Origin of the sequence: Pandoraea communis (genome assembly GCF_902459745.1) — a bacterium.
GTDB classification, from domain to species: domain Bacteria; phylum Pseudomonadota; class Gammaproteobacteria; order Burkholderiales; family Burkholderiaceae; genus Pandoraea; species Pandoraea communis.
The window spans coordinates 384,540-391,244 of the sequence record NZ_CABPSJ010000006.1 but is presented as its reverse complement, the minus strand read 5'-3'; the positions used below and the strand labels follow the sequence as shown (position 1 = coordinate 391,244).

At 57.3% G+C, this 6,705-nt stretch carries 8 protein-coding genes and 4 tRNA genes; all 12 read left to right on the top strand.

Annotation, left to right across the window (positions count from 1 at the left end; translation table 11 throughout):
• Positions 1–472 precede the first annotated feature (472 nt).
• The 12 genes from PCO31110_RS21670 to rplL all read left to right on the top strand — a co-directional run bounded on the left by PCO31110_RS21670 (position 473) and on the right by rplL (position 6,640).
• Positions 473–1,246: a glycosyltransferase family 25 protein gene (locus PCO31110_RS21670; RefSeq protein WP_150691332.1), complete on the top strand. Its 774-nt coding sequence runs from the start codon at positions 473–475 to the stop codon at positions 1,244–1,246.
• A 154-nt stretch (positions 1,247–1,400) separates the two neighbouring features.
• Positions 1,401–1,486, top strand: a tRNA-Tyr gene (locus PCO31110_RS21665).
• 74 nt (positions 1,487–1,560) lie between these two features.
• A tRNA-Gly gene (locus PCO31110_RS21660) sits at positions 1,561–1,634 on the top strand.
• Between the two features lie 34 nt (positions 1,635–1,668).
• Positions 1,669–1,743: transfer RNA gene (locus tag PCO31110_RS21655), tRNA-Thr, on the top strand.
• A 73-nt stretch (positions 1,744–1,816) separates the two neighbouring features.
• Positions 1,817–3,007 (top strand): elongation factor Tu, encoded by a 1,191-nt coding sequence (gene tuf, locus PCO31110_RS21650; RefSeq protein ID WP_150586536.1) that lies wholly within the window; start codon positions 1,817–1,819, stop codon positions 3,005–3,007.
• A 64-nt stretch (positions 3,008–3,071) separates the two neighbouring features.
• Positions 3,072–3,147: transfer RNA gene (locus tag PCO31110_RS21645), tRNA-Trp, on the top strand.
• 23 nt (positions 3,148–3,170) lie between these two features.
• Positions 3,171–3,551, top strand: a complete 381-nt coding sequence (gene secE, locus PCO31110_RS21640; RefSeq protein ID WP_010804166.1) for a preprotein translocase subunit SecE — start codon at positions 3,171–3,173, stop codon at positions 3,549–3,551.
• A 1-nt stretch (position 3,552) separates the two neighbouring features.
• Positions 3,553–4,110 carry a transcription termination/antitermination protein NusG gene (nusG, locus tag PCO31110_RS21635; RefSeq protein ID WP_010804165.1) on the top strand — a complete coding sequence of 186 codons (558 nt, stop codon included), beginning with the start codon at positions 3,553–3,555 and terminating at the stop codon, positions 4,108–4,110.
• Positions 4,111–4,254: 144 nt separating this feature from the next.
• Positions 4,255–4,686, top strand: coding sequence for a 50S ribosomal protein L11 (rplK, locus tag PCO31110_RS21630; RefSeq protein WP_010804164.1), 432 nt, complete (start codon positions 4,255–4,257; stop codon positions 4,684–4,686).
• A complete protein-coding gene (rplA, locus tag PCO31110_RS21625) occupies positions 4,686–5,381 on the top strand; it encodes a 50S ribosomal protein L1 (RefSeq protein ID WP_010804163.1) in 696 nt (231 codons plus the stop codon). Before rplK ends, rplA begins: the two co-directional genes overlap by 1 nt.
• Before the next feature lie 323 nt (positions 5,382–5,704).
• Positions 5,705–6,202: a 50S ribosomal protein L10 gene (gene rplJ, locus PCO31110_RS21620; RefSeq protein ID WP_010804162.1), complete on the top strand. Its 498-nt coding sequence runs from the start codon at positions 5,705–5,707 to the stop codon at positions 6,200–6,202.
• A 60-nt stretch (positions 6,203–6,262) separates the two neighbouring features.
• Positions 6,263–6,640, top strand: a complete 378-nt coding sequence (rplL, locus tag PCO31110_RS21615) for a 50S ribosomal protein L7/L12 (RefSeq protein WP_010804161.1) — start codon at positions 6,263–6,265, stop codon at positions 6,638–6,640.
• Positions 6,641–6,705 lie beyond the last annotated feature (65 nt).

Genomic DNA, 6,705 nt, shown 5'->3' with positions numbered 1-6,705 from the left:
AATCGTCAGGCTCCCCTAAAAACCCCTTGCTACAACGCGTAGCAAGGGGTTTTTGCTTTGTGCTCACACTTGGCCTGTTTTGGCGGCTGCCTCTCGCTTCTCTCTCGCTTCCTCCATCCTCGCTTTTTTCATCCCGGCGGCGTTCCGTCGGGATCGCAGCTCAACTTCAAGGAGGATTTAATTTGCCTCAATGAAATATCTCATTGAATTCATCTGAAGTTAATTCAAGCAGCGAGAAAAAAGGCATTTCCGTTTGCCCAAAACGAGCTTTCCCATTTTCTTCGGTAGTTAGAGATCCAAAGGGCCTGATCGCCGACAACTAGCAGAACATGAATTCCGTGGAGAGATTCTCTCGAAATGCGATGAGAGGCATCAACATTTGACATTTTTTGTCGTTATCGTATTGTCGTTTCAGTTGACGATACGGGCGCAATCCAACTCTTACATTGGATGCGCGCTAACGATAAAAAGAATGAACCAGATATTTGCTTCGAACCGAAAACTTCCGCCCGTCGTTGTCATTTCCCTCGTGGACAGCGATGTCCGCCGCGCCCACATCACGGCGCAATTAGCGGATGCCGGTGTGCCCTTTCGCTTCTTCAACGCGCAGCGCATCGAGAAATACCCACCCGACTACGACGCCCGCACGCGCCTGCAGATGTACGCCAACCATCTGACGCTCGGGGAGGTCGGATGCTATGACAGCCACTACCGGATCTGGCAGGATCTGGCGCGCTCCAATGACGACATCTGGTGCATCCTGGAAGACGATATCGAGCTGGCGCCCGATTTCTCGCAGCGCTTGGCTGGCGCATTGGATGTGCCGGTGCCGTGGGGTGTCATGCGGTTGAAAGACGCTGGTTCAGCAGGTCGGTGGCAAGTGGCTCAGCTGCCCGGCGGCGGGGTTCTGAACGATCACCGCAAGCAACCGGGGGGTACGCAGGGTTACCTCATCCGACGCGATGCGGCATTAACGCTTCTGGCGTACGGAAAACGCATGATTCATCCCGTCGACGACATGCTCAATCGCAACTGGGAGCATGGCATTCGGATGATCTCCATATCACCGGATATGGTGGTCGATCGAGGCGATGAGTTGGGGACCACCATCGTCGGTCGCCAGAAAGCCCGGCGCAGCATTTCGCAGAAGCTCCGGCGCGAGTTTCATATGGGGCGAGATAGTCTGAGCCGATATATCGACGCCTGGCGCCGCCGGCTTCTGACACCCCCCCGTCGTTGGGAGTGACCGAGACCCGGTCGGCTTTTACATATCCAAGCAAATCAAAGACTTGCCGCATATAGTGAAAATCCGCAGAGCATCAGGCACAGAAACTGCGTATTTAATGCATGGAAGGTGTTGACAAGGCCGGGGGACATCTCCATAATTGCAAATTCTCTGCGGAGGGGTGCCCGAGTGGCTAAAGGGGGCAGACTGTAAATCTGTTGGCTTACGCCTACGTTGGTTCGAATCCAACCTCCTCCACCAGAATGCGGAAGTGATAAGCGTCGGGAATCCAGGTTTCCGGCGCTTGTTACCGAGAAGCGAGAGTCGGAATCCACGCGGGTGTAGCTCAATGGTAGAGCAGAAGCCTTCCAAGCTTATGACGAGGGTTCGATTCCCTTCACCCGCTCCAGGTGACGCGCAGACGCAGTAGAAGTAAAGGATTCGCCCATGTGGCTCAGTGGTAGAGCACTCCCTTGGTAAGGGAGAGGTCGGCAGTTCGATCCTGCCCATGGGCACCAAAAGATAGTGTGAAGCGCGGCAATCAACATGCCGAGCAACCTCGGCAATAGATAACCCCGTTAGGAGTCGGAAATGGCAAAGGAAAAATTCGAGCGGACTAAGCCGCACGTGAACGTTGGCACCATCGGTCACGTTGACCATGGCAAGACCACCCTGACGGCCGCTATCGCAACGGTTCTGTCGTCGAAGTTCGGCGGCCAGGCCAAGAAGTACGACGAAATCGACGCAGCACCGGAAGAAAAGGCACGCGGTATTACCATCAACACCGCGCACATCGAGTACGAAACGGCTAACCGCCACTACGCACACGTTGACTGCCCGGGCCACGCCGACTACGTCAAGAACATGATTACCGGTGCTGCCCAGATGGACGGCGCTATCCTGGTTTGCTCGGCCGCTGACGGCCCGATGCCGCAAACGCGTGAGCACATCCTGTTGGCCCGTCAGGTTGGCGTGCCGTACATCATCGTGTTCCTGAACAAGTGCGACATGGTCGACGACGCCGAGCTGCTCGAGCTGGTCGAAATGGAAGTTCGCGAACTTCTGTCGAAGTACGACTTCCCGGGCGACGACCTGCCGATCATCAAGGGTTCGGCCAAGCTGGCGCTGGAAGGTGACAAGGGCGAACTCGGCGAACAAGCCATCATGAAGCTGGCTGACGCGCTCGATTCGTACATTCCGACGCCGGAGCGCGCCATCGACAAGGCATTCCTGATGCCGGTGGAAGATGTGTTCTCGATCTCGGGCCGCGGTACGGTTGTGACGGGTCGCGTTGAGTCGGGCGTGATCAAGGTCGGCGAAGAAATCGAAATCGTTGGCATCACGCCGACGGTCAAGACGATTTGCACGGGCGTTGAAATGTTCCGCAAGCTGCTCGACCAAGGTCAAGCAGGCGACAACGTCGGTATCCTCTTGCGCGGCACGAAGCGTGAAGAAGTTCAGCGTGGTCAGGTTCTGGCCAAGCCGGGTTCGATCACGCCGCACACGGAATTCACGGGCGAAGTGTACGTTCTGTCGAAGGATGAAGGTGGTCGTCACACCCCGTTCTTCAACAACTACCGCCCGCAGTTCTACTTCCGTACGACGGACGTCACCGGTTCGATCACCTTGCCGGAAGACAAGGAAATGGTCATGCCGGGCGATAACGTGTCGATCAGCGTCAAGCTGATTGCCCCGATCGCCATGACTGAAGGTCTGCGTTTCGCAATTCGCGAAGGTGGCCGTACCGTCGGCGCCGGCGTGGTTGCAAAGATCGTAGCTTAAGCCGGTACCTTAACGGTCCGCGCTTACGGGGTCAGCTTTTGGCGGCTGGCCCCTCTGCTGTTTTAGGGGTATAGCTCAACTGGCAGAGCGTCGGTCTCCAAAACCGAAGGTTGGGGGTTCGATTCCCTCTGCCCCTGCCAAAACAACTGTCTGCAAGCTGGAAATGGCGAATTCTCCCGTAGAAACTGTACGTACGACTGGCGACAAGCTGCTGCTGGCACTGGCCGGGCTGCTGGTTATTGCTGGCGTCGTGGCGTTCTACGCGTTGGAGCAACAAGCACTGTATGTGCGCGTTGCTGCCATCGTCGTCGTTCTGGCCATCGCAGCAGGTGTTGCATTGGCATCGCAAACCGGCAAAGGCTTCCTGGCTTTTGCCAAGGATGCGTATCGGGAAGTGGGTAAGGTCGTTTGGCCGACCCGTAAAGAGGCCGCTCAAACGACAGCGATTGTCTTCGCGTTCGTCATCGTCATGGCGCTGTATCTTTGGCTCAGCGACAAGACGATCGAATGGGCGGTGTTCTCTTTGATTCTTGGCTGGAAGTGATATGTCTGATACCGGGGCTGCACCGAGTAAGAAGCGCTGGTACGTCGTTCATGCGTATTCCGGCATGGAAAAGAGCGTAGCCAAGGCGCTTCGCGAGCGCATTGCGCGCGCTGGCATGGAAGAATACTTCGGCGAGATTCTCGTTCCGACCGAAGAAGTTGTTGAAACAAAGGGTGGCCACAAGTCGGTCACCGAGCGTCGTTTCTTTCCCGGCTATGTGCTGTGCGAGATGGAAATGACGGATGACACGTGGCACTTGGTGAAGAACACCGCCAAGGTCACCGGTTTTGTCGGCGGCACGGGCAATCGTCCGATTCCGATCCGTCAGGCCGAGGTCGACAAGATCATGTCGCAAATCAAGGACGGGGTGGAAAAGCCGCGTCCCAAGACGTTGTTCGAAGTGGGCGAGCTGGTTCGAGTCAAGGATGGTCCTTTCACGGACTTCAACGGCTCGGTGGAAGAAGTGAATTACGAAAAATCTCGCCTCCGTGTTTCCGTCACCATTTTCGGACGGGCGACTCCGGTAGAACTGGAGTTCGGACAAGTCGAAAAGATCTAAGAATAAAATGCGCCGGCGCGACGTCCGGCGCGTTTTTGCGTTGGTGACAGCCGTCGCCGAGGAGCGCCAGTAGCCGGTTTTCCGGTGAAAACGCGCTATGACTCAACCCCGAATATGCGCCACATATTCGTTCCGGAGTAAACCATGGCAAAGAAAATCATCGGCTTTATCAAGCTGCAGATTCCTGCAGGTAAAGCCAATCCGTCGCCCCCCGTGGGCCCGGCACTGGGTCAACGCGGCCTGAACATCATGGAGTTCTGCAAGGCGTTCAACGCGCAAACGCAGAGCCTCGAGCCGGGTCTGCCGATTCCGGTGGTGATCACCGCATTTGCGGACAAGAGCTTCACGTTCGTCCTGAAGACCCCGCCGGCAACGGTGCTGATCAAAAAGGCTGCCAACCTGCAAAAGGGTTCGAGCAAGCCGCACACCGATAAGGTGGGCAAGATCACCCGCGCACAAGCGGAAGAAATCGCGAAGACCAAGATGCCTGACCTTACCGCCTCCGATCTGGACGCCGCGGTTCGCACCATCGCTGGCAGCGCACGTTCGATGGGCATCACGGTGGAGGGTCTGTAATGGCTAAGATCTCGAAGCGTCAACAAGCACTGGCCGCCAAGGTCGACCGCAACAAGCTGTATCCGGTCGGCGACGCTCTGGCCCTGGTCAAGGAATGCGCAAGCGCCAAGTTCGACGAGTCGATCGACGTCGCTGTGCAACTGGGCGTGGATGCGAAGAAGTCGGACCAGGTGGTTCGTGGTTCGGTCGTACTGCCGGCAGGTACCGGTAAGTCGGTTCGCGTGGCCGTTTTCGCCCAAGGCGAAAAGGCTGAGCAAGCCAAGGCTGCCGGCGCTGAAATCGTGGGCATGGAAGACCTGGCCGAGCAGATCAAGGCCGGCAACATGGACTTCGATATCGTGATCGCTTCGCCGGACACGATGCGTATCGTCGGTACGCTGGGTCAGATCCTCGGCCCGCGCGGCCTGATGCCGAACCCGAAGGTTGGCACGGTGACCCCGGACGTTGCTACGGCTGTGAAGAACGCCAAGGCAGGTCAGGTGCAGTTCCGCGTTGACAAGGGCGGCATCATTCATGCCACGATCGGTCGCGCATCGTTCGAACCGGCAGCGCTGCAGAAGAACCTGTCGGCACTGTTGGAAGCCCTGACGAAGGCCAAGCCGGCTTCGAGCAAGGGTGTCTACCTGCGCAAGATCGCCCTGTCGAGCACGATGGGCGTTGGCGTACGTGTGGATCAGGCTAGCTTGGCTGCCTAAGCGAGACAGTATCGCAATCGCAGGGTGATGGCGTCCCCTGCGATGGCTGAGATCCTCGAGATCGAAAGCCAGTAGCAAAAGACTTTGGGCGGAAGCGAGTTCTTCGGAATGCGCTTCCGGTTATCAAAGACCGTTGGCGGGAATGGGCATTCACTGACGCTCCCTTAATACGCCAGCCAACGCAGATGGCGAACCCGAACAAGTTTTGCAGTCACACCGTCGCACGCGGGCAACCGGGCGCGAGGGTTGAAACTCCAGACATGTCGGTAAGCCGTTAGTGGAACGGCGTCACCATGAGGTGATGTCAATTTTGGAGGTTAACCGTGGCACTTAATCTTGATGATAAGAAAGCCGTCGTGGCAGAAGTTTCGGCGCAAGTCGCCGGCGCTTCGACCATCGTTGTGGCTGAATATCGCGGAATCACGGTTGGCGATCTGACGAAGCTTCGCGCCAATGCGCGTCAGCAAGGCGTCTACCTGCGCGTTCTGAAGAACACGCTGGCACGCCGCGCGGTGGAAAACACCCCGTTTGCTGACCTGGCTGAGCAGATGACCGGTCCTCTGATCTACGGTATCTCGACGGATCCCGTAGCCGCTGCGAAAGTCTTGAACGACTTTTCGAAGGGCAACGACAAGTTGATCTTGAAGGCCGGCTCGTACGACGGCAAGGTGATGGACAAGGCAGGCGTGCAAGCGCTGGCCTCGATCCCGAGCCGCGACGAACTGCTCGCGAAGTTGCTGGGTGTCATGCAAGCGCCGGTTTCCGGCTTTGCTCGCGTCCTGGCTGCCGTGGCCGAGAAGAAGCAAGCGGAAGCTGCTTAATTCTCGCCCCGGTTACACGATCGCTGACTTCGGTCCGAACACAATCTAGGAGTTTTACAAATGGCAATCACGAAAGACGAAATCATCGAAGCCGTAGGCGCGATGTCGGTTATGGAACTGAACGACCTGGTCAAGGCGTTCGAAGAGAAGTTCGGCGTGTCGGCTGCTGCCCTGGCAGTTGCTGGCCCGGCAGGTGCTGGCGGCGCCGCTGCTGCTGCTGAAGAGCAAACCGAATTCAACGTCATCCTGGCGGAAGTCGGTGCAAACAAGGTCGGCGTCATCAAGGCCGTCCGCGAAATCACCGGCCTGGGCCTGAAGGAAGCCAAGGATCTGGTTGATGGCGCTCCGAAGGCAGTCAAGGAAGGCGTTGACAAGGCTGCTGCTGAAGAAGCCAAGAAGAAGCTGGAAGAAGCCGGCGCCAAGGTCGAAGTCAAGTAATTCGGCTCTGCGCGTAGGGAAGGCTGGCGACGAAAAGTCGTCAGCCTTTTTGTGCTTTCAGGAGA